At 64.6% G+C, this 22383-nt stretch carries 21 protein-coding genes; 8 read left to right on the forward strand and 13 right to left on the reverse strand.

What is annotated here, in order from left to right:
- The first annotated feature begins 32 nt into the window (after positions 1–32).
- Positions 33–1040 carry an ABC transporter permease gene (locus ACROUL_RS11990; protein ID WP_431299704.1) on the forward strand — a complete coding sequence of 336 codons (1008 nt, stop codon included), beginning with the start codon at positions 33–35 and terminating at the stop codon, positions 1038–1040.
- Entirely contained in the window at positions 1033–1938 is a 906-nt protein-coding gene (locus ACROUL_RS11995) for an ABC transporter permease (protein WP_431299705.1), read from the forward strand. The genes ACROUL_RS11990 and ACROUL_RS11995 overlap by 8 nt, the downstream gene beginning before the upstream one ends.
- Here ACROUL_RS11995 and ACROUL_RS12000 read toward each other — a convergent pair.
- From ACROUL_RS12000 to ACROUL_RS12020, 5 genes are all read right to left on the reverse strand, one after another.
- A complete protein-coding gene (locus ACROUL_RS12000) occupies positions 1935–2795 on the reverse strand; it encodes a DUF6920 family protein (protein WP_431299706.1) in 861 nt (286 codons plus the stop codon). The two genes, ACROUL_RS11995 and ACROUL_RS12000, sit on opposite strands and share 4 nt — an antisense overlap.
- A 71-nt stretch (positions 2796–2866) precedes the next feature.
- Complete coding sequence (locus tag ACROUL_RS12005) at positions 2867–4150, reverse strand: DUF3422 family protein (RefSeq protein WP_431299707.1); 1284 nt, start codon at positions 4148–4150, stop codon at positions 2867–2869.
- A gap of 145 nt (positions 4151–4295) precedes the next feature.
- Positions 4296–5729, reverse strand: a complete 1434-nt coding sequence (locus tag ACROUL_RS12010) for an NAD(P)(+) transhydrogenase (Re/Si-specific) subunit beta (RefSeq protein WP_431299708.1) — start codon at positions 5727–5729, stop codon at positions 4296–4298.
- A 10-nt stretch (positions 5730–5739) separates the two neighbouring features.
- Positions 5740–7311 (reverse strand): Re/Si-specific NAD(P)(+) transhydrogenase subunit alpha, encoded by a 1572-nt coding sequence (locus ACROUL_RS12015; protein WP_431299709.1) that lies wholly within the window; start codon positions 7309–7311, stop codon positions 5740–5742.
- A 104-nt stretch (positions 7312–7415) separates the two neighbouring features.
- Entirely contained in the window at positions 7416–7877 is a 462-nt protein-coding gene (locus ACROUL_RS12020; protein ID WP_431299710.1) for a methyltransferase family protein, read from the reverse strand.
- Positions 7878–7998: 121 nt separating this feature from the next.
- Between ACROUL_RS12020 and kynU the strand changes: the two genes are divergently transcribed.
- From kynU to ACROUL_RS12040, 4 genes are all read left to right on the forward strand, one after another.
- Positions 7999–9195, forward strand: coding sequence for a kynureninase (gene kynU / locus ACROUL_RS12025; protein ID WP_431299711.1), 1197 nt, complete (start codon positions 7999–8001; stop codon positions 9193–9195).
- Entirely contained in the window at positions 9195–9587 is a 393-nt protein-coding gene (locus ACROUL_RS12030) for a RidA family protein (protein ID WP_431299712.1), read from the forward strand. The genes kynU and ACROUL_RS12030 overlap by 1 nt, the downstream gene beginning before the upstream one ends.
- A 256-nt stretch (positions 9588–9843) precedes the next feature.
- Positions 9844–10683 (forward strand): tryptophan 2,3-dioxygenase, encoded by an 840-nt coding sequence (kynA, locus tag ACROUL_RS12035; protein WP_431299713.1) that lies wholly within the window; start codon positions 9844–9846, stop codon positions 10681–10683.
- 110 nt (positions 10684–10793) lie between these two features.
- A complete protein-coding gene (locus ACROUL_RS12040) occupies positions 10794–11744 on the forward strand; it encodes a L,D-transpeptidase (RefSeq protein WP_431299714.1) in 951 nt (316 codons plus the stop codon).
- Between the two features lie 74 nt (positions 11745–11818).
- Here the strand turns inward: ACROUL_RS12040 and ACROUL_RS12045 are convergent, their stop codons facing one another.
- The gene (locus tag ACROUL_RS12045) at positions 11819–12499 is read right to left on the reverse strand and encodes a D-lyxose/D-mannose family sugar isomerase (RefSeq protein ID WP_431299715.1); all 681 of its coding nucleotides are present in this window, start codon (positions 12497–12499) and stop codon (positions 11819–11821) included.
- Between the two features lie 56 nt (positions 12500–12555).
- Positions 12556–14034, reverse strand: a complete 1479-nt coding sequence (locus tag ACROUL_RS12050; RefSeq protein WP_431301302.1) for a helicase HerA-like domain-containing protein — start codon at positions 14032–14034, stop codon at positions 12556–12558.
- A gap of 532 nt (positions 14035–14566) precedes the next feature.
- On the opposite strand from ACROUL_RS12050, the gene ACROUL_RS12055 reads away from it, so the two are divergent.
- Positions 14567–15262: an invasion associated locus B family protein gene (locus tag ACROUL_RS12055; protein ID WP_431299716.1), complete on the forward strand. Its 696-nt coding sequence runs from the start codon at positions 14567–14569 to the stop codon at positions 15260–15262.
- A 49-nt stretch (positions 15263–15311) separates the two neighbouring features.
- Here ACROUL_RS12055 and ACROUL_RS12060 read toward each other — a convergent pair whose 3' ends face one another.
- From ACROUL_RS12060 to ACROUL_RS12075, 4 genes are read right to left on the reverse strand one after another with little or no spacing between them, the layout of a single operon-like run.
- Entirely contained in the window at positions 15312–16511 is a 1200-nt protein-coding gene (locus ACROUL_RS12060; RefSeq protein WP_431299717.1) for a beta-ketoacyl-[acyl-carrier-protein] synthase family protein, read from the reverse strand.
- On the reverse strand, positions 16508–16774 hold the full coding sequence (locus ACROUL_RS12065) for an acyl carrier protein (RefSeq protein WP_431299718.1): 267 nt from the start codon (positions 16772–16774) through the stop codon (positions 16508–16510). Before ACROUL_RS12065 ends, ACROUL_RS12060 begins: the two co-directional genes overlap by 4 nt.
- Positions 16771–17868: a UDP-3-O-(3-hydroxymyristoyl)glucosamine N-acyltransferase gene (locus ACROUL_RS12070; protein ID WP_431299719.1), complete on the reverse strand. Its 1098-nt coding sequence runs from the start codon at positions 17866–17868 to the stop codon at positions 16771–16773. The genes ACROUL_RS12065 and ACROUL_RS12070 overlap by 4 nt, the downstream gene beginning before the upstream one ends.
- A 40-nt stretch (positions 17869–17908) precedes the next feature.
- Positions 17909–19510, reverse strand: a complete 1602-nt coding sequence (locus ACROUL_RS12075) for a L,D-transpeptidase family protein (protein WP_431299720.1) — start codon at positions 19508–19510, stop codon at positions 17909–17911.
- Positions 19511–19847: 337 nt separating this feature from the next.
- Here ACROUL_RS12075 and ACROUL_RS12080 point away from each other — a divergent pair, with 337 nt between their 5' ends.
- On the forward strand, positions 19848–20417 hold the full coding sequence (locus tag ACROUL_RS12080; RefSeq protein WP_431299721.1) for a YcbK family protein: 570 nt from the start codon (positions 19848–19850) through the stop codon (positions 20415–20417).
- A 43-nt stretch (positions 20418–20460) separates the two neighbouring features.
- On the opposite strand, the gene ACROUL_RS12085 is transcribed toward ACROUL_RS12080, so the two are convergent.
- Together ACROUL_RS12085 and ACROUL_RS12090 are read right to left on the reverse strand one after the other, a co-directional pair.
- A complete protein-coding gene (locus ACROUL_RS12085; RefSeq protein ID WP_431299722.1) occupies positions 20461–21186 on the reverse strand; it encodes an RlmE family RNA methyltransferase in 726 nt (241 codons plus the stop codon).
- Positions 21183–22325 carry a Ppx/GppA phosphatase family protein gene (locus ACROUL_RS12090; RefSeq protein ID WP_431299723.1) on the reverse strand — a complete coding sequence of 381 codons (1143 nt, stop codon included), beginning with the start codon at positions 22323–22325 and terminating at the stop codon, positions 21183–21185. The genes ACROUL_RS12085 and ACROUL_RS12090 overlap by 4 nt, the downstream gene beginning before the upstream one ends.
- Between the last annotated feature and the right edge of the window lie 58 nt (positions 22326–22383).

Genomic DNA, 22383 nt, shown 5'->3' on the forward strand with positions numbered 1-22383 from the left:
GGATTTTCCCTGAACCCAAGGCGTCGCCGCGCATGCTCACCTTCACGCTTCGCAGGCTGTTGCTGGCCATTCCGACCCTGCTGGCGATCTCGCTCGTGATCTTCCTGCTTGTCGATCTGGCCCCCGGCTCGCCGATGTCCGAAATTCCCCTGACCGTGCCCCCCGACGTGCGCCAGCGCATGATCGAGGCGCTTGGCGCGGATCAGCCCGTCTTCGTGCGCTACTTCCTCTGGCTGCGGCAGTTTTTCTGGGTCGAACCCGCCACCCTGTTCGACGGCTGGTTCGGCACCACCTGGGCCGAGGGCGAACAACGCATCCTGTCCTGGCAGTCGCGCAGCCCTGTTTTCAGCATCATCGGCCAGCGCCTGCCGCAAACCCTGACCGTGATCGGCACCGCCTATATCGTCGGCATCCTGATCGCCCTGCCGATCGGCATCTATTCGGCCTATCGCCAGTATTCGCTGTTCGATCAGGGCGGCACCCTGTTTGCGATGATCGGCTTTTCGGTGCCCACCTTCTTTTCCGGCACGCTTTTCATCATAATCTTCGCCGTCTGGCTTGGCTGGTTCCCGACCAAATATGACACGCAGCTTCAGGTCACCGATTGGGACAGCTTCATCAAGCAGATCCAGCAGATGGCCTTGCCCGTGATGACCCTTGGTCTTGCCAACGCCGCCGCGATCAGCCGTTACATGCGATCGTCGATGCTTGACAACATGGCGATGGATTACGTCCGCACCGCCCGCGCCAAGGGAATGAGCGAACGCACCGTGGTCCTGAAACACGTCCTGCGCAATTCGCTGATCCCGGTCATTACCGTCATCGCACTTGGCATCCCGTCGATCTTCGGCGGCGCGATCATCACTGAAAACCTCTTCGGCGTGAATGGCATCGGCGCCGCCCTGATCGGCGCAATCCATGCCAACGACATTCCGATGGTGCAAACCCTCGCTTTCATCTTCGCCGTGCTGATCGTGCTCTTCAATTTGATCGCCGATGTGCTCTACGGCCTTCTCGACCCAAGGATCCGCTATGACTGACGCCGCAATGCCAAAGCCGGTCAGCCAGAATCGCGCGATCTGGCAGCAGTTCCGCAGCCACAAGGGCGCTGTGTTCGGGCTTGTCGTGCTTGGACTACTGATCCTGTTTGTGCTGATCGGCCCCCTCGTCTGGGTGCCCGAAAAGCTGAAAGTGGTCGACGCGATCCGCCTGAAGAACCAGGGCCCCTCGCTGCGCTTCCCCCTCGGAACCGACCAGCTTGGCCGGGACATGCTGTCGCGGATGATGCTGGCAGGGCGCATCTCGCTCGCCGTGGGTCTGGTCGCCATGCTCATCGCCATCGTGTTCGGCACGCTCGTCGGCGTGGTCGCGGGCTACTTCCGCCGCTTCGACGGCCCACTGATGCGGCTGACCGACATGTTCCTTGCCCTGCCGCTGATCCCCCTTCTCCTCGTCCTCGTCATGCTGTTTCGCGATCGCATTGCAGGCATCATCGGACCGGAACTCGGCGCCTTTGCCCTGATCGTGTTCGCCATCGGCATCACCTCATGGATGGCAACCGCCCGCATCGTGCGGGGCGAGGTTCTGACCCTGAAGGAGCGCGAATACGTCCTTGCCGCCCGCTCCATCGGCGCGCGGCCCCGGCGGATCATCATGCGCCACATCCTGCCGAACGTCGTCTCGCCCGTGATGGTCGCCGCCACCCTCGGCGTGGCGGAAGCGATTATCACGGAAAGCGTGCTCTCCTTCCTCGGCCTCGGCTTCCCGCCCGATTTCCCGACTTGGGGCCGCCTCCTGTTCGACGGCCTGCAATACATGCAGGTCTACCCGGAACGGGTGATCTGGCCGGGCCTCGCCATCTCGCTGACCGTCCTCAGCGTGAACTACATCGGTGACGGCCTGCGCGACGCGCTCGACCCCCGCATCCGCGGCCGCTAATCGGAAAACGCGTAGGCGAGGGCCGTCACCCGGCCCCGCCAATATGGCTTTTCGCCCTCCGCCAGCACCCAAGCCACCTCGCCCGCCATCGGCACCATCATGCCGTCACGACGCTCATACCCCGACCAGCGCCCCTCCCAGGGCGTCGGCACCACCGTGTCGCCAACCGTCCGCCCCCGCGCCTCCGCCCTCACGCTTTCGATCATTCCGCCCGCGCCGAACCGAAACAGCAGGCTAACGCTTATCCCGCCGTCCCGCACCGTCGCCCGCGCGCTCGCGTCATCGACCGCCGTCCAGTCCACGCCCTGCCCCGGCAACAGCGCCGTCGGATACCACGCCGCCTCCGCCAGCCAGCGCATCAATTCGCCCTCGGCAAGGTCGCGTGTGCCACGCATATGCGCCACCGGTAGCAGCCCCAGAACCGCCGCCACCAGCACGCCCTCGCCCGCGACATAGGCGTCATGCACCCGCACCGGCATCCCCGGCGCGATACCGATCCGCCCGTCCCAGACAAACCCCGGCCGCGCCACCTCCACCCATTGCTCCGAGGTGAAGGGTTTCCAGGTGTCCACCCCCGAGCCCATGTTGAACGTGCCCACATGCGCCATCCGCACCGACCGCACCATCGCCTGCCCCGGCGTCAGCGCCGCGCGAAAGAACCGCTCCACGGGCGCGGGCAACCCCGCCAGCATTGCCGGGTCGTAATGCGCGGGTCCAACCGCAACCCGCTGCCCCTCCAGCGCCGATACCAGCCCCGCCGTGCGCGCCTGCCAGCGCCAGAGCCCCACAAGCCCCAGCACCACCCAGACCGCCGCCAGCCCCGCCAGCCCGACAATCGCCCATTTCAACCAGACCATCGGCGCCTCCCTCAGGAACGCCAAATCCTACCCCGGCACTGGCCCTCGCGCCTTGACCTTGCGCAAACCCGTCAGGTCAGGTGATTGCGGATCCGCCGCACCATCGCCCAGACGCCCAGCACCACGACCGGCGTCAGAATCGCCATCAGCGCGCCATGCGACAGGTGCACCCGGTGCGCCAACGGCTCCACCAGATAGGCCGCAAGGTTAACCGCGTAGTAACTGATCGCCACCACCGACAACCCCTCGACCGTGCGCTGCAGCCGCAGTTGCAGATCGGCCCGCTGGTCCATCGATTCCAGCAACTTCTGGTTCTGCGCCGACCGCTCCACATCGACCCGCGTGCGCAGCAATTCCGCCGCCCGCTGCGCCCGTTCGGCCATCCCCTGCAACCGTCCTTCGGCCGATTTCACCGTCCGCATCGCCGGATCATAGCGGCGCATCATGAACTCGCCAAAGGTCTGCCGCCCCTGCACCCGCTCCTCGCGCAGCACCTCAATCCGCTGGGTCACGATGGCCTCATAGGCCCATGTCGCCCCGAACCGGAACGAAAACTGCACCGCGAGGCTTTCCAACTCGGCCGAGATCGTCAGCAACTCGTGCAGCGCCGCTTCAGGCGATGGCTCCGCACTGTCAAGCCCCGAAACCAGCGCCGACAGCTTCGGGTCCAGCGCATTCAGCCGCGACGACAACTCGCGCGACCGCATCAGCCCCAGCATCGACATGCCGCGATAGGTCTCGATCTCGCACAGCCGCTGCACGATCCGCCCGATCCGCCGCGCTCCGGTCCCTTCCTTCACGAACACCGCAAACCGCATATGGCCCGCAGGATCAATCCGGAAATCCCCCGCGATGATCGCCGCCCCGTCCACCACGCGGCTGACGGCAAGGCTTTCCGGCACGAACCAGTCTTCCAGCTTGGCCAGAACCTCGTCCTCGCTGTTGGGCAGCAATTCCACCCGGATCAGGACCGAGGTCAGCCGCTTGCCCGGCGCCGCCGCAAGCCAATCCTCGGGGAACACCTCGGCATCCGCCGGATCGAACGGCCGCCGCGAAAGCCCGGGCGTAAACGCCGAATAGGTCACGAACTCGGTATGGCTTTCCCATTTCAGGTCAGACCGCCCGATCGGCCCGGAGAAATGCGTGGCCTCCGGCTGCGGATGCGCCGAGGCGTGGCGGTCCAGCAGCGCCAGCAGATGCGCCCGGTCCAATGCACGGTCACGGTTCGCCGCCCCGACCGGCTGCTTGATCGCCACATAGACCGCCGTGCAAGGCGCCTCCAGCGCCGGAAACGGCCGCGCGTGCAGCTCGTTGACGGTGGCATAGCGCTGCGGATGGTCTGGGATCGGGGGCATGACTGTCAGATTCCTTTGTCTTCCCCGCAACCTAGGCCGCAGCACGGCCCGCTTCCAGAAGATTGGCGGAATACATGGGTATGCAGCTTTGGTGTTGCACACACGCCAAGGCGGATGGGCAAATAATGCCCATCCTGCCAGTTTGTCAGTCGATCAGCGGCAACAGCGCGTCGAGGCTCTTCTTCGCGTCGCCGTAGAACATCCGGGTGTTCTCCTTGTAGAACAGCGGGTTCTCGATGCCCGAATAGCCCGTGCCTTGCCCGCGCTTGCTGACAAACACCTGCTTGGCCTTCCAGCACTCAAGAACCGGCATCCCCGCGATGGGCGAATTCGGGTCTTCCTGTGCCGCCGGGTTCACGATGTCGTTCGACCCGATTACGATCGCCACGTCGGTGTTTGGGAAATCCTCGTTGATCTCGTCCATCTCCAACACGATGTCGTAAGGCACTTTCGCCTCGGCCAGCAGCACGTTCATGTGCCCCGGCAGACGCCCGGCAACCGGGTGAATGGCGAACCGCACGTTCTTGCCCTTGGCGCGCAGCTTCCGTGTCAACTCGCTGACCGACTGCTGCGCTTGTGCCACCGCCATGCCGTAGCCCGGAATGATGATGACGCTGTCGGCATCATTCAGCGCCGCCGCCACACCTTCGGTGTCGATGGCAATCTGCTCGCCCGCGATCTCCATCGCAGGGCCGGTGGTGCCACCAAAGCCGCCAAGGATCACCGATATGAACGACCGGTTCATTGCCTTGCACATAATGTAGGACAGGATCGCACCGGATGAGCCAACCAGCGCGCCAACCACGATCAGAAGGTCGTTCGACAGCGAAAAACCGATCGCCGCCGCAGCCCAGCCGGAATAGCTGTTCAGCATCGACACAACGACCGGCATGTCCGCCCCGCCGATGCCCATGATCAGGTGATAGCCGATGAAGAGCGCGGCCACCGTCATGCCGATCAGCGCGAAGGTGCTGCCCGACTGCAGGTAGACCACCAGAAACGCCACCGAAATCAGCGCTGCCGCCGCGTTCAGCACATGCCCGCCCGGCAGTTTCTTCGCCTTGCCGTCAACCTTGCCCGCAAGTTTGCCGAACGCGATGACCGACCCGGTAAACGTGACCGCCCCGATGAAGACGCCAAGGAAGGTCTCCACCCGCAGGATGGTGACCTCCACCCCCGTCTTGTGCGCGACCACGGCCGCGAACCCATCCAGCGCCGCGCGGGCGGCCTCGTCCATGCCCAGCACGCGCACCAGTTCGATATGCGTGTTGAACCCGATGAACACCGCCGCCAGACCGACAAGGCTGTGCATCGCCGCAACCAGTTGCGGCATTTCCGTCATCTGCACCCGCTGCGCCACGACCCAGCCGATGGCCCCGCCGACCACGATCATGACCAGCGAAATCAGCCAGTTCCCCGCCCCCGGCCCGTACAAGGTGGCCGCAACCGCCAGCGCCATGCCGGCAATCCCGTACCAAACCGCGCGCTTGGCGCTTTCCTGTCCCGACAATCCGCCCAAGGACAGGATGAAAAGAACAGCTGCAACGACGTAGGCCGCCGTGGTGAATCCGTAATCCATGACGCGCCCCTTACGACTTCTGGAACATGGCAAGCATGCGCCGGGTGACCATGAAGCCACCGAAAATGTTGATCCCGGCCATGAAGACCGAGGCTGCCGCAAGGATCATCACCAGCCACGACCCCGACCCGATCTGCATTAGGGCGCCCAGGATGATGATCGACGAGATCGCGTTGGTCACCGCCATCAACGGCGTGTGGAGCGAGTGCGAGACATTCCAGATCACCTGGAAGCCGACGAACACCGACAGCACGAAGACGATGAAGTGCGACATGAAGCTTGCCGGTGCATAAAGCCCCGCCAGCAGCATCAACCCGCCCCCGACGACCAGCAGTCCAACCTGATTGCGCGTCTGCGCCTTGAAGGCGGCCACTTCCTGCGCCCGCCGCTCCACCGGGGTCAGTTCGACCACCTTCGGCTTCGGTTTCGCCGCCGCAATCGCCGCGATCTTTGGCGGCGGTGGCGGATAGGTCACCGCCCCCAGATGCGCCGCCGTCGCCCCCCGGATCACGTCGTCTTCCATGTTGTGCGCGATCACGCCGTCTTTCTTGGGCGTAAGGTCGGTCAGCATGTGCCTGATATTGGTCGAATAAAGCGTCGACGCCTGCGCCGCCATCCGGCTCGGGAAATCGGTATAGCCGACGATGGTCACGCCATTGTCGGTCACGATCTTCTGGTCCGGCACCGTCAGGTCGCAGTTGCCACCCCGCTCCGCCGCCAGATCAACGATCACCGACCCCGACTTCATCATGCGGACCATATCCTCGGTCCACAGCTTCGGCGCGGGCCGTCCGGGAATGAGCGCGGTGGTGATGACGATGTCCATCTCCGGCGCCAGCTCGCGAAACTTCGCCAACTGCTTTTCACGGAACTCAGGGCTTGAGGGCGCGGCATAGCCGCCCGTAGCCGCCCCGTCCTGCGCCTCCTCGAACTCGAGGAACACGAAACTCGCGCCCATCGATTCGATTTGTTCGGCCACCTCCGGCCGCACGTCGAACGCGTGCACGATCGCCCCCAAACTCACAGACGTCCCGATCGCCGCCAGCCCCGCGACGCCCGCGCCCACGATCAGCACCTTGGCCGGCGGCACCTTGCCCGCCGCCGTCACCTGGCCCGTGAAGAACCGGCCAAAGTTGTTGCCCGCCTCGATCACCGCCCGATACCCGGCGATGTTGGCCATCGACGATAGCGCATCCATCTTCTGCGCGCGGCTGATCCGCGGCACCATGTCCATCGCGACGATGGTCAGGTTCTTCTTCGCCGCCGCCTCAAGCAATTCCGCATTCTGCGCCGGCCAGAAGAAGCTGATCAGCGTCTGCCCATCCCGCATCGCGGCCAATTCGCCCGCCTCCGGCCCGCGCACCTTGACGATCACGTCCGCCGCATCGACCACCGCCGCCGCCGACGGCAGCACCTCGACCCCTGCCGCCGCATAAAGCGCGTCGGAAAACCCGGCCTTCGCCCCGGCCCCGGACTGAATGCAGGCCGTATGCCCCAGCTTCGCCAGTTGCGTCGCGCTATCGGGCGTCATCGCCACCCGGTTCTCGCCCGCGAAAATCTCTGTCAGTGCGCCGATCTTCACCCGTTTTCCCCCGCTTCCCTCAACCGTTCGCCGCAGCGCCGGTCGCAAAATGTCCATTTCGACTTAACACCGCGCAACAATATTTCAAACCCTAGTTTCGGCCCTTACCGCCGCCCGAACCAGCGCCGCACCCGCCCCGCCCAAAGATCGAACTCTGGCCCGAAACCCGCCGTCAGACGGGCCTCTTCGTCGCGGATGAACCGCGCGGTGATCACCGACACGAAACTCGCCACCAACGGCAGCGCCAGCACCGCGTCCCACCAGAAGATCGCCCCGGTCAGGATCAGCGCATCCGCCAGATAGATCGGATTCCGCGACCAGCCGAACACCCCCGACGTCACCAACGCTGAAGGGTCGCGCCGCGGGATAACCGTGGTCCGCCGCGTGGCCATCTGTCCGATCGCCGCCACCATCAGCACCAATCCGGCCAGCCCGACCGTGCCACCGATCCACCGCCCCGCCTCGCCCAGAACCGGCGGCATCAGCGCGCCGATCGCCCAGGCAAGCACCAGATGCCCGATCAGCCAGACCGGCGGCAGGTCGACCCACTCCATCACCTTGCGCATCAGCGTTCTCCCCGCTCCGGTCTAGCCGCCGCAGCCCCCGCCCTGCAAGCACCCGCAATCATTTCAAGCTTGAAATTTTACCCCCACCCCGCCATAACGGCTGAAAGCCGAAGGACACCGCATGACCACCGATTTCGCCGCCACCAAGCATCTTTTCCACCTGCCCGAAGGCGTCGTCTACCTTGACGGCAACTCGCTCGGGCCCATGGTGAAAACCGCACCCGCCCGTGTGGCAAAGGCGGTCGAGGCGGAGTGGGGCGAGCTTCTGATCACCGGCTGGAACAAGGCCGGCTGGATGGACCAACCCGCCCGCATCGGCGACCGCATCGCCAAACTCGTCGGCGCGGCCCCGGGTACCGTCGTCATGGGCGACACCTTGTCGATCAAGGTCTACCAGGCTCTCGCCTCGGCGCTCGAAATGAACCCGAAGCGCCGCGTGATCCTGTCCGACACCGGCAACTTCCCCTCCGACCTCTACATCGCCGAAGGTCTCGTGCGCACGCTAGGCGGCCAGTATCGCCTCAAGACCGTCGCCCCGGAGGAGGTTATGTCCCACATCGACGACACCGTCGCCGTAACCTTGATAACCGAGGTCGATTACAGAACCGGCCGCAAGCACGACATGGCCGATATCACCAAGCGCGCGCATGAGATGGGCGCGCTGACGGTCTGGGATCTCGCCCATTCCGCCGGTGCCTTCCCGGTCGATCTGGCCGGCTCGAAAGCTGATTTCGCCGTGGGCTGCACCTACAAATACCTCAACTCAGGCCCCGGCGGCCCCGCCTTCATCTATGTCGCGCCCCGCCACCACGAAACTGCCCGCCCGGCCCTCTCTGGCTGGCTCGGCCACGAATCCCCCTTCGCCTTCGACCTCGACTACCGCCCCGGCGCGGGCGTCGAACGGATGCGCGTCGGAACGCCCCCCGTCCTGCAACTCGCGGCGTTAGAGGCAGCTCTCGACGTCTGGGATCAGGTCGATCTCAAGGATCTCCGTGCTCAATCCCTCCGCCTCCAAGACCAGTTTATCAAAGGGGTCGAATCCCGCACCACCGGCCTCACCCTCGCCACCCCGCGCTCGCACATGATGCGCGGCAGCCAGGTGTCGTTCCGCCACCCCGAAGGCTACGCCATCATGCAAAACCTCATTGCCGAGGGAGTGATCGGTGACTTCCGCGCCCCGGATATCCTCCGTTTCGGCTTTACCCCCCTTTTCGTCGACGAAGATGACGTCGCCCGCGCCGTCAACACCCTCGCCAAGATCATGGAATACGGAACATGGGACAAACCCCAGTTCAAGAAACGCGCAAAGGTGACGTGATGATAAAGCTCTGGACGCCAGACACGATGCCGAAACCCGCCTCGCGCTACAACCAGTTGGCGCTGGCTGAAAACACCACCCGGCGGCTGGAAATCTCCGGTCAGATCGGCACTCTGCCCGGTGGTAAGGTTGCCGAAGGGCTGGCCGCCCAACTCGACGCTGCGCTCGCCAATGTCGACACCGCCCTCGCCGCCGCCGGAATGGGCCGCGCGAATCTGATGAAGATCACCATCTACCTCACCGAAAACTCGCCCGAGGCGGTCAGCATCTACCGCGCCCGCCGCGATGCCTGGGTTGGGGAAGCCCCCGCGCCCGCAGCCACCCTTCTGATCGTCGCAGGCCTCGCCTCGCCCGCCCTGTTGGTCGAGGTTGACGCCGTGGCCGCCGCGTGACGCCACGGCCACTTCCCAAACCCCCGCATTGGGCGCATGATCGCCCGATGCCGTCAAACCTTGCCAATGTCCTAACGCACCCGCGCAAGCCCTTGATTTTCAAGGGCGCGGCAAATGTCCCACGGTGGGACACACCCCTCGATTGCCAACCCTCCGGCTGGGCCGCCGTCTGGCGCCGCCTCGGCGCCGTCTCGGTCCTCTCCGCAAAGGTCACGCCCTCGCCCTGACCTGCCCCCCATAGGAAAGAGAGAGAGCCATGACCACCTGCCCCTTCAACCCCGAAACCGACGGCGCCGAAATGTCCTTCGACGGCCGCATGAGCTATGGCGACTACCTAAGGATCGACCAAATCCTTGGCGCCCAGCACATGCTGACCACCGCCCACGACGAGATGCTGTTCATCATCCAGCACCAGACGTCTGAGCTTTGGATGCGCCTCGCCCTCCACGAACTCGACGCCGCCCGCCGCGCCATCGCCGAAGGCCGCGCCCCCGAGGCGTTCAAGATGCTGGCCCGCATCGCCCGCATCTTCGAACAGCTGAACAACGCGTGGGATGTCCTCAGAACGATGACCCCCTCCGACTACACCCACTTTCGCAACGACCTCGGCCAGTCCTCCGGCTTTCAGTCGTGGCAGTACCGCCTCATCGAATACGCCGTCGGCAACCGCAACCTCTCGATGCTGCGCCCCCACGCCCACCGCCCCGACCTGACCGCGAAACTCGAGGCCGAGCTTGCCCGCCCGTCCCTCTACGACGAAGCCCTCCGCCACCTCGCCCGCCACGGCCTGCCGATCCCCGACGCGGTTCTGACCCGTGATCTCCGCCAGCCTTGGGTAGCCAATGACGGCGTCCTCGCCGCGTGGGAAGCTGTCTACCGCGACCCGACCACCCATTGGCAGGCCTACGAACTTGCCGAAAAGCTGGTCGACTTCGAAGACTACTTCCGCCGCTGGCGCTTCAACCACGTCACTACCGTCGAACGCGTCATCGGCTTCAAACGCGGCACCGGCGGCACCTCTGGCGTGGCCTACCTGCGCCGAATGCTCGAAGTTCAGCTTTTTCCTGAACTTTGGCAGGTTCGCACCACGCTCTAGCCCGCAAAATCGCCCCAGCCCCTTTGACGGAGCGCGACACCTGGTTTACCGTCCGCCAAAAGCGACTCCGCGATGATGCCGTCGCGGCAATTGAACAAGTGAGCCATTGAATGCGTAACCTGACCTCCCGACTGCACCGCAAGGGCAGCGCCGTACTGGCGGCGCTGGCTCTGTTCGCCGTGACAGCCTGCGTCGACCCAACGCTGTCAACCGCGACATCGGGGCAGCCGCCGCTGCCGAAGGCGGAAGAAAACGTCTACGTCGCGACGATGGATGCCGGCATCCAGATCCCTGCGCTGCCGGTCGAGAAGATACCCGAAACCTACCGCCGTCAGGTCGTCGACTACGCCTCCGAACAGGCACCCGGCACGATCATCATCGACCCTTCGAAACGGCTGCTGTACTACGTCCTGAACCAGCGAAAGGCGATCCGCTACGGGATCGCGGTGGGCAAAGCCGGCTTTGAATGGTCGGGCGAGGCGGTTGTGGCCGAAAAGAAGCCGTGGCCCACCTGGACCCCGCCGAAAGAGATGATCGAACGCAAGCCAGAACTGGCGAAATGGGAAAAGGGCCAGCCCGGCGGCCCGACCAACCCGCTTGGCGCCCGCGCCATCTACCTGCTGTCGAACGGGGTCGACTATGGCTACCGCATTCACGGCACGCCAGAGTGGAACTCGATCGGCCGCAACGCTTCGTCGGGCTGCATCCGCATGATCAACCAGGACGTCATCGACCTTTATAGCCGCGTTAGCGGTGGCGAGAAGGTCATCGTGCTGACGGCCTCGGGCGAAATGCCCAAAGGCCTCTACATCCCGAAACCGCCGGTCGTGAAGAAAAAGCCTGCCACCCCCTCGCCAGCGGTGGTCGAAGCGGCGCTGCCGCCGCTTCCGGCGCCGCCTGCGCTGGACCCGGAACTGACCGCCGCTCCCGTCGCACCTGCAACCGTGACGCCGGCTGCGTCCACAACCGACACGACCACCGCACCCGCTGCCGACGCGGCACCCGCCTGCACGGTGCCTTTGGTCAACGGAGCCTGCCCGGCAGGCAAGGCCGCGCCCTGAGAAGCGCTTCGTACCACACCAAATGAAAAAGGGCGCGAGGATCACCTCGCGCCCTTTGCCTTTGGTCCCGCCCGTTACAGCCAGCGGTCGTAATCGCTGACCAGCAGATGCATCGGCGCCACGTCCTCGTCGATCTCGGCAAAGCGGCCGATCGGTTCACGGAAGATGTTGTCGGTTAGGTCGTCATTCACCGTCGACACCTCGCCGATCAGCACATCGCCACCCTCGCCCCAGAACGCATGCCAGTCGCCCGGCATCAGCGTGACGCTTTCACCCGGCGCCAGTTTCAACTTGTCGCCCGGCCCGTACGGGCGCGAAATCCCGTCGCACAGCACAACGCCGCCCCGGTCAGACGCGCAGTTGCCCGCATCATCCGACCCGAAGAGTTCGATCACCAGCGTCGCCCCGCCGCGGTTGATGATATCCTCGGCCTTGATGACATGCGTATGCATCGGCGACAGTTGATCCTGCCGCGAGATCAACAGCTTTTCCGCATAGCACATGCCGCCGCCACGCTTCAGGTCAGCCAACTGGCCGTTGCGCAGGGTGAACAGGAACAGTCCCAGCTTGTCGAAATCGCCCTGCCCGTAGTCGGTGATGTCCCAGCCCATGCGGGCATCGACGATCCGCCGCGCATCGGTGCGCGCCTTGAACTCTTGCGGCGACCAATAGGCGAAGGGCGGCAACACAAACCCGTAGTGCCGGATCATGTCGTCTGCCGCCGCCATGATATCGTTGATACGCGACCGTTTCATCGTTTCCTCCCTGCGATTTGCAGGCACTATAACGATTACGGAACGCCGCTCAACGCCTATCGCTTGCCGAAGATCGACCCGAGCACACCCCTGATGATCGCCTGCCCGGACTTGGTGCCAAGTTGGCGGGCAAAGCTTTTCGCGAACGCCGTGCCGATCGAATCCGACCGGCTCGATTGCTTCTTCGGCGATTCATAGCCCTTGCCGTCATAGCGCCGGGCGCGCTCGAACTCGCGGTCGACCTCCACCTTGCGGGCCTCCTCGGCCTGCAAGTCGGCAGCCTCGCGCGCGGCCTTCTCGGCCTTCGCGCGCAGCCGCTCATAGGCGCTGTCACGGTCCACGGTGATGTCGTATTTCCCCTTCAGCGGCGACGCCGCAATAAGCTGCGCCCGCACCGCCTCGTCCACCGGGCCAAGCTGGCTTGACGGCGGGCGCACCAGCGTCCGTTCGGCAATGCCGGGAATACCCTTCGCTTCCAGAAACGAGGTTACCGCCTCGCCTGTGCCGACATCGCGGATGGCCTCCTCGATCTGAAAGCGCGGGTTCGGCCGGTAGGTTTCGGCGGCCAGCCGCAGATCCTTCTGGTCCTTGGCGGTAAAGGCGCGTAGCGCGTGCTGCACCCGATTGCCCAATTGGCCCAAAATGTCCTCCGGCACGTCCGCCGGATTCTGGGTGATGAAATACACCCCCACCCCCTTCGACCGGATCAGCCGCGCCACCTGCTCCACCTTGCTGACCAGCGCCTTCGGGGCGTCCCTGAACAACAGATGCGCCTCGTCGAAAAAGAACACCAGCTTCGGCTTGTCGGGATCACCCACCTCGGGCAGCGTTTCGAACAGCTCCGACAGCAGCCACAGCAGGAACGTCGCATAAAGTCGGGGCGAGTTCATCAGCCGGTCGGCGGCCAGAATGCTGATCCTCCCTGCTCCGGACGCATCCGTCAGCATCAGGTCGGACAATTCCAGCGCAGGCTCGCCGAACAGATCGGCCCCGCCCTGGTTCTCCAAAACCAGAAGGCGCCGCTGTATCGCGCCCACCGACTCTTTTGACACCAGTCCGTAACGCGCCGACATCGCCTCCGCATTCTCTGCCACAAAGGTCAAAAGCGCCTGCAGGTCCTTCAGGTCCAGAAGCGGCAATTCCTCCTCGTCCGACAGCCGGAAGGCCACATTCAACACGCCCTCCTGCGGCTCTGACAGTTCCAGAAGGCGGCTCAGCAACAGCGGCCCCATCTCGGCCACGGTGGCGCGGATCGGGTGGCCCTTCTGGCCAAAAAGATCCCAGAACAGCACCGGAAACGCGCGGTACTGCAGATCAAGCCCGATCGTCGCTGCCCGCTTGGCAAAACCCTCGTGCAGCTTGTGGGTCGCAGACCCCGCCGCGCACAAACCCGCAAGGTCGCCCTTCACGTCCGACAGGAACACCGGCACCCCGGCGGCCGAAAACCCTTCGGCCAGCACCTGCAGCGTCACGGTCTTGCCGGTGCCGGTAGCGCCTGCGATCAGCCCGTGGCGGTTGCCGTATTTCAACAGCATCGATTGCGGCACACCGTAGCCTTCGCCGCCGCCGCCCACAAAGATGTTGTCCGCCGCGTTGCCTGCGTCTGCCACGTTGATCCCTCGTCTTGCCAAACCACCCGCCGGACCGCACCCGCACGTCCCCGACGCGGTCAAAATACATTGTTAACCCCGATGCGCCATAGTCGATCTTGCCGGCCCGTCTCTCCCAGATGCGCTGGCGGTGACTTCCTCCCTGTCGACTGGCCGCGCCCTTGAAAAGGCGCGGCTTTTTTTCGCCAAGGCCCCCGAAATGCAACGCGAGATTCCCGTTGACGCCTGCGTGAAAGCACCTTACCGTCCCGTTCTACGAAGTCGGCCAGTCCGACAGGGAGCAAATAACAAAGCATATGAAAGGGCCGGTCTTCCGGCCCTTTTCCTTTGTCTGCTGGCAATTTGGCAGAACCGCGCCGTTCCCGCTTTTGTCACCTGACTTGGGCCCGCCTGCGTGCTAGAGACGCGGCGAACCTGTGTTGCGACCGTCAAAATTCGTCCAAAGGAACTGCCTGTCATGGCCAAGACTAAGCTTACCACGCTTGCCCTCCTCTTCTCCCTCGCGGCCTTGCCGCTTGCGGCGCAAGACGCCGCCGCGCCCGCGGAACCGGCGCCCGCAGCCACCGCCGACGCCCCCAGCACGGACGGATTGTCGATGGGTGCCGAAGTTGGCGGCGACGGCGTCGGCTCCACCTATACCGCGGCGAAGTTCGAGGCGTGGGAACAGCGCTGCGTGCGCAGCAAATCCGGCATCGACCCATGCCAGCTTTACATGCTGTTGAAAGACGGCGAGGGGAACTCGGTCGCCGAACTTACCCTGTTTGGCCTTCCGAAAGACACCGGTGGACCGGCCGTCGCGGGCGCCACTTTCATCGCCCCGCTGGAAACCTTGCTGACCGCCGGCATGGCCCTGCAGATCGACACCGCAAAGCCGAAGGCGTACCCCTTCACCTTCTGCGCGGCCCTTGGCTGCGTCGCCCGCCTTGGCTTCACCGCCGAAGAGGTCGCCCAGATGAAGCAGGGCGCCAATGCCGTCATCACCATCGTGCCCTTCGTGGCACCTGACCAGAAAGTCGTGCTGACCGCCTCTCTGAAGGGCTTCACCGCAGGCTTCGATGCCGTCAACGCCGCGAACGATGCCGCCGATGCGGCTGCCGCCGCGGCAGCCCCGGAAAAAGCGGCCCCGGCAGAAGCAGCCCCTGCGAACGACTGACATAAAACAACCCGCATGATCAAATGCCGGCCCCCTGGGCCGGCATTTGTCATTCCGCGCGGCGCAGCGCCAGGACCGCGTTCAACCCGCCGAAGGCAAAGGCATTGCTCAACACCGCCTCCACCCGCGCGGCGCGCGCGACATTGGCAACTACGTCGATGGCGCAGTCGGGGTCAGGCTGGCGATAGCCGATGGTCGGCGGCAGAACCCCCTCGTTCAGCGCCATCAGGCAAGCGATGATCTCGATCGCGCCGGTGGCACCAATGGCGTGACCATGCATCGCCTTGGTCGAAGACACCGGCGGCATGCGGTCACCGAACACGTGGCGCAAGGCCGCCGTCTCGGTCCGGTCATTCGCCGCCGTTCCGGTGCCGTGGGCGTTGACATATCCGACGTCGCTGGCCGCCATTCCCGCATCCTCCAGCGCAGCCCGTATCGCGCGCGCCGCACCATCGACCGACGGCGCCACGATATCGCCCGCGTCCGACGTCATGCCGAACCCGGCAACCTCGGCCAGCACCTTCGCGCCGCGTGCGCGCGCATGATCTTCAGCCTCGAACACCAGCACGGCGGCACCCTCGCCCATCACCAACCCGGTCCGGTCCGCCGAAAACGGCCGGCAGGCATCGGGCGACAGGACGCGCAGCCCCTCCCACGCCTTGATCCCGCCAAAGCACAGCATCGCCTCCGATCCGCCAGTCAGCATCACATCCGCCGCACCGCTCCGGATCAACTGCATCGCAAGCCCCATCGCGTGGTTGGAACTGGCGCAGGCCGAGGCCACGGTGAACACCGGCCCCTGCAAACCGTGCAGCATCGACAGGTGCGATGCCGCCGCGTTGTGCATCAGTCGTGGCACCACCAAGGGCGAAACCCGATTGCGCCCGTCTGCAAACACTGCACGATAGCTGTCTTCCCATGTGCTGATCCCACCGGCGGCGCTGCCCATGATGCAGCCCGCCCGCGGACCAAGGCCGCCGTCCAGCCCGGCGCTCTGCATCGCCTCGCGCCCGGCAGCGACGGCGAACTGGGTAAAGCGGTCATAAAGCGGCAACACCGACCGCTCGAACGTATCCTCGGGCGGCCAGTCCACCACCGCGGCCCCGACCCGCACCGACAAACGCTCGACATCACGGAAATTCAGCGCGCCGATCCCGCAAACCCCGGCGCGAAACGCAGCGATCGTTCCGGCCACATCGCGCGCCAGAGCGTTCACCGTGCCCGCGCCGGTGATGACAACCCGCCTCATGCCGCCTTGTGGGCGATCAACCGTTCCACGGCCTGCACAACGCTTTGCACCGACGTCATGTCGAACTGGGCGGCGTCCGGTACATTGGCGTTGAACGGGATCGAAATGTCGAAACGCTCCTCCAGCGCAAAAAGCGCCTCCGCCATCCCCAGGCTGTCCAGACCGATCTCCTCAAGCCGCGCATCCAGCGGCACCGCCGCCTCCGGCAACAGCGCCTGACGCGCCAGAATGCCAATCACCGCCGTTTCGACTTCTGCCGTCATTCTTCGTCTCCCGGCCCTTCGCCTCCGGCCTTCCGTTCCAGCGCCGCCACCCGCAGCGCCAGTCGCGGCAGGCGGCGCAGTGCCTTCTGGATATCGACATGGGTGTCCATCTTGATCGCCGGATAGCCCAGCAGCACCCGACCTGCCGGCGCATTCGTCATGATCTTGGTGGCGCCCCCGGCGATCACGTCATTGCCGACGAAAAGATTGTCCCCCACGCCTGCTTGCCCGCCCAGCACCACCCGGTCCCCGATCCGCGTCGATCCGGCGATACCCACTTGCCCGCACAACAGGCAGTCTTTCCCGATCTCCACGTTGTGTGCGACATGCACCATGTTATCCAGCTTTGTCCCCGATCCGATCACCGTGTCGCGGATCGTGCCACGGTCGATGCAACAGTTGGCTCCGATCTCAACGTCATCACCTATGGTCACACCGCCCAGCGAATGGATCCGTTGCCAGCTTTGCGCCACCACCGCCGCACGCGAGCCCAGCGTCTCGCGCACCTCCTCCACCCCCGATTTCTCTGGCGTGACAAAGGAAAACCCGTCCGATCCGATCACCGCGTTCGGGTGACAGATGAACCGCTCGCCGATGGTGACCCGCGCCCCGATCCGCGCGCCGTCAAGGATCAGCGCGTCGCCCCCGATCCGCGTCCCCGCCCCGATCGAAACATGAGCCGCAATCCGCGCGCCCGGCCCGATGCTGACCCCCGCCGCGATGCTGACGAAAGGCCCGATGGCCGCGCCCTCGCCGATGGTCGCGGTCGGGTCGATCACGCTCATCGTATGCACGCCCGGCGCAATTCCCGGCCCCGGGTCCATCAGTCGCGTCAGCCCCGACATCGCGAACCGCCCGCGCGGCGCAAAGATCACCGCGCGCAGGCCCATCGCCTGCCAGTCGGCCCCCGGCCACAACAGCGCCACCTCGGCTGCACCCTTGGCGATGCCCTCGCCGTAACGCGGGTCAATCGCCAGCGCCAGATCGCCCGGCCCCGCCGTCTGCGGTTCACTGACGCGCAGCACGACGAGGTCAAGGTCCCCCTCGGCTTCGGCGCCAAGCGCCGTGGCAATTTCGCGGATCGTATGGGCCATGACCAGTCCTGCGGGAATTTCTCCGGCGGCAGGATTACCGCTATACGCCGCCCAAGACCACCCCGGCCGCAACCAGCGCCTCGTAAAGCGCCGCATCCCGCCCGTAAACGTCACGGGCATAGGCCATCTTGCCCTTCGCGGTCGGGAAAGCGGTGAAATAAACCAGATGCACCGGTACCGGTTGGTCTAGCTTGACCACGGTCTCGCGCCCGGTTTTCAACGCCGCGTCGAAATCAGCCTCCGGCGTTGCGGTCTGCATCGACAAAAGCGCATAGGCCAAGTCGAACGGATCAGCCACCCGGATGCACCCGTGACTGTAAGCACGCACCTCATGGTCGAATAGGGATTTCGACGGCGTATCATGCAGATAGATGTTGTAGGGGTTCGGAAACATGAACTTCACCAGCCCCAGCGCATTGCCGTCCGACGGCGGCTGGCGCAGCCCGTAAGGAAAGTTGCGCGCGTTGTAGGCCGCAAAATTCACCGCCCCGCGCGGCACCACACGTCCCCGGCTGTCCAGCACCTGCAGATGCCCCACGGCATTGGGATTGCGCTGCAACAGCGGCAGATATTCCTTCACCGTGATCGACCGTGGCACCCCCCAGGACGGGTTGATGACCATATGTTCCATCATATCCGAAAATTCGGGGCTGCGCTGGTCGGGAACGTTCTTTCCGATCACCACTCGCGTGCGGAACACTGTCTTGCCGTGGTCGATGATGCGGGCGGTAAACTCCGGCTGGTTCACCCAGATGTGGCGCACCGAACGGTCGATATCCATCCAGCGTTCGCGTTCCATCGCTACGACCACGGACCGAAGCCGCGCCTCGGGTCCGACGTTGATTTCGGCAACCGTGCTTTCACCGGCAACGCCATCGGCATTCAGCCCGTGGTTCAGCTGGAACTCCTGCACCGCCGCCTGCAAGCTGCGATCATAGGTCTGGCTGGCATTGGCCGCCAGATACCCCATCGCGATCAGCCGGTCGCGCAACGCCACCACTTCGGGCCCGGTCGAACCCGGCTCCAGCGGCCCCGTCACCGGCCCGCCACCCCAGCCGCCCGCCGCGATATCGGCCTCCAGCGCGATTTTGGCCTTCATCAGGCTCAGGTAGAACGCCGATTTCGGCTCCAGATCGGCCAGCACCGCCGCCGCATCGCCCGATGCCAGACGCGCCAGCAAAACCTGCGGGTCCTCGCGCGTGATCTCGCGCAGGATGCTGGGGTCGACCTTCTTCGGCTCCAGCACACCCGAGGTAAGGTCATGCGCCCAGTCGACGTAAGCCCGCGTCAGTGCCACTTCCAGACGGCCTCGGTCGGCTTCAGTCTCCGCCGATCTGATCGCCGCTATCAGCGCACCCGCATCATAGCGTTGCACCGGCAAGCCGTGGTCCGGCGCCCGCTCGATCGCTGCCAGAAACGCCGCGCGGCGCGCTGCATCGTCCGCCCCGGTCCAAAGCGTGTCATAGCCGGTGCTGCGATACCATTCCGCCACTGTCTCGTCCGCGGCAGCGGCGGTTGCCAGAGACTGCGAAAACGCCGTGGTCTGGGCGCCGACCGGACCTGCACAAATGACCGCTACCGAAAGGAACAACGCAGAAAAAGCAGTCCAAACCTTTGCGGTTCGGCAATCGGAAACGGTCATCAGAGCCTCGGTTGAAAAGACGGATCGGTGTGTCGTTCAGGATGCTGTGAAATCACCGGCACTGTCCATTCACAAAGCGCGCGAAGCCGGATCCGTGCCTCGGGATTGTTGCGACGCGCCGAACAGTCCTGGTCGCTGGCGATGCATTCCCGTCACAATGCGCAGAAATCCGGCATGTTAAGCAATAATTTGCCTATCTGCGGTTGTCTGGCCACAGGTCGGGCAATCTGCGCTTGGGCTTCGATTCGACTTGTGCAATATAGATTTTGCACTTGGGGAAAAGTCGCAAAGCTGCACGACAAGCAGTCAAAGACAGCTACGGGGACAGGCGTTCAGAATGACCGAATTCACGACTTCCGGTGTCACGCGGCGTGGGCTGCTTGGCGTTTTCGCAGCGACGGCCTTGATCGCCGCGCCCACCTACTCGAACGCTTTCGGCATTCTCAAAGGTGCGGGCGACATTCGGCGGATCAGGATGTACTCGGGCCGTACCGGTGAATCGCTTGATACCATCTACTGGATCGAAGGCGAGTACATCCCCGAGGTTCTTAAGGAAATCAATTACTTCATGCGCGACTGGCGGTCGAACGACTCGATCAAGATCGACGCTCGCACGGTCGACATCATGGCGGCATCGCACCGCCTGATGGATGTCAGCGAACCCTACATGCTGCTGTCAGGCTACCGTTGCCCGGCGACCAACGCGATGCTGCGGTCCAAATCGCGGGGCGTGGCAAAGAACTCGCTGCACATGAAGGGTCAGGCGGCTGACCTGCGGCTGAAATCCCGCTCGGTCGGTCAGATGGCCAAGGCTGCCGCGGCATGCTCGGCGGGCGGCGTAGGCAAGTACTCTCGCTCCAACTTCGTCCACATGGATTGCGGGCCGGTCCGCAGCTGGGGCGGCTGATCGTTAGACTTTTCTGGAAACAGGGCGCCTTCGGGCGCCTTTTTCATTCCTCGTCCGGCTCCTTTCGGCCCCGGAACCCCATCGCCACAACGAACTTCTCGGAACTGTCGGCACGGCTCGCCAGCGGCTTCACGTTCGCCACCTTGGTGAAGTTGCGCTTCAGAAGCGTCTGCATTTCCGCCTCGGCCCCACCCGCCAGAACCTTGGCCACAAACGTGCCGCCGTCCTCCAGCACGTCGAACGCAAAGGCTAGCGCCGCCTCGACCAGCGCCACGATGCGCAGGTGGTCGGTCGCTTTGTGACCGCTGGCCGCTGCCGCCATGTCGCTCATCACCACATCGGCCCGCCCGCCCAGCCAGCCCTTCACCTTTTCCTCGGCATCGTCGGCCAGGAAATCCAGCTGGTGCAACTCGGCTCCTGCGATCGGTTCCACCTCCTGCAGGTCGACCCCAAGCACCGTGCCGACCGGCTTGCCCTTGCGATCCCCCAGCGCATTCACCCGCGCGACCGCAATCTGACACCACCCGCCCGGCGCACAGCCAAGGTCCACCACCCGCGCTCCCGGCTTCAGGAACCCGTATTTGTCATCCAGTTCGGATATCTTGTAGGCAGCCCTGCCCCGATACCCCTCTTTCTTGGCACGGATCACGTAAGGGTCGTTCAACTGGCGCTCCAGCCAAAGCGTCGAGGAAAGCTTTCGCCCCTTCGCCGTCTTCACCCGCACCCGAAGGTCGCGCTGTCCCCGCCCTGACGTCGGTTTTTCGGTCATGTGTAAGGCCCGTCTTCCAAAATGCCATCAAGGCTCATCTGTGCGTAAAGCAACCCCTCGCGCAGCCCCCGGTCCGCCACGCTCAACCGGTCGGTCGGCCAGATCCGCATCAAGGCCTGCAGGATCGCCGCGCCCGACATGATCAGCGCATGCCGGTCCCGCCCGATCCGGGGATCGTTGCGCCGCCCCTCGGGGCCCAACGAAAGATACTCCCGGATAACGAAGTCGATCTGGTCAGAGGTCATCTGCAACCCGTCGACCTTTGTCCGGTCATAGCGGCGAAGGCCAAGGAAACTGGCGGCCACCGTCGTCACCGTGCCGCTGGTCCCGATAATCTGAAAACCGGCGCGCGGGTTATGCGCGTTGTAAGGGCTGAAGCTCGACAGGTTCTCCTCAAAGAACCAGCTCATCAGCGCGAACCGCGCCGCGTCATCCTCGACGTCACCGAACTGGTCCTTCAGCGTCGCCACCCCCAAGGGCACCGAGATCCAGTCCACCACACGCGCAACTGCCCCCTCGCCCTGCGCATCGAACCCCATGTGCAGCCGCATGATCGCGCGCGGCCGTTCCTCTGGCGGCACCGACGACAGGTCGATCCACACCAGTTCCGTCGATCCGCCACCGATATCCACCACCAAAAGCTGCTCGGTCCTGGTGTTGACCAAGGGTGCGCAGGAAATCACCGCCAGCCGCGCCTCTTCTTCGGGCGCGATGATCTCCAGCTGCAATCCCGTTTCGCGCCGCACCTGCCGGATGAAATCCTTGGCGTTGCGCGCGCGCCGGCACGCCTCGGTCGCCACCAGCCGCATCCGGCGAACATTGTGCTTTTCCAGCTTTTTCTCGCAGACCCGCAGCGCCTGGATCGTCCGATTCATCGACGACCGGCTCAACCGACCCGAGGCTTCCAAGCCTGCGCCAAGCTGAACGGTCTTGGAAAAGCTGTCGACGACCGAAAACTGACTGCCCCGTGGCTGGGCAATCAGCATCCTGCAACTGTTCGTTCCAAGGTCCAGCGCAGCATAAAGCGGCGCCGACCCCGGCTCTGCAAGGGCAGATGGCTCCTCAACGAGAGGCCCGCCCTCGGGCAGACCTTCCATCGCGTCGGTCGCGTCCGCCCTTAGGGGACGCAGGGGCGTCATTACCGCCCTCCATATGTGGTTGCCCCGAAGGTAATGCGGATACCAAGGTCACGCAAGG

Source organism: Tabrizicola sp. BL-A-41-H6 (genome assembly GCF_050632395.1).
Classification (GTDB): domain Bacteria; phylum Pseudomonadota; class Alphaproteobacteria; order Rhodobacterales; family Rhodobacteraceae; genus JAUYQR01.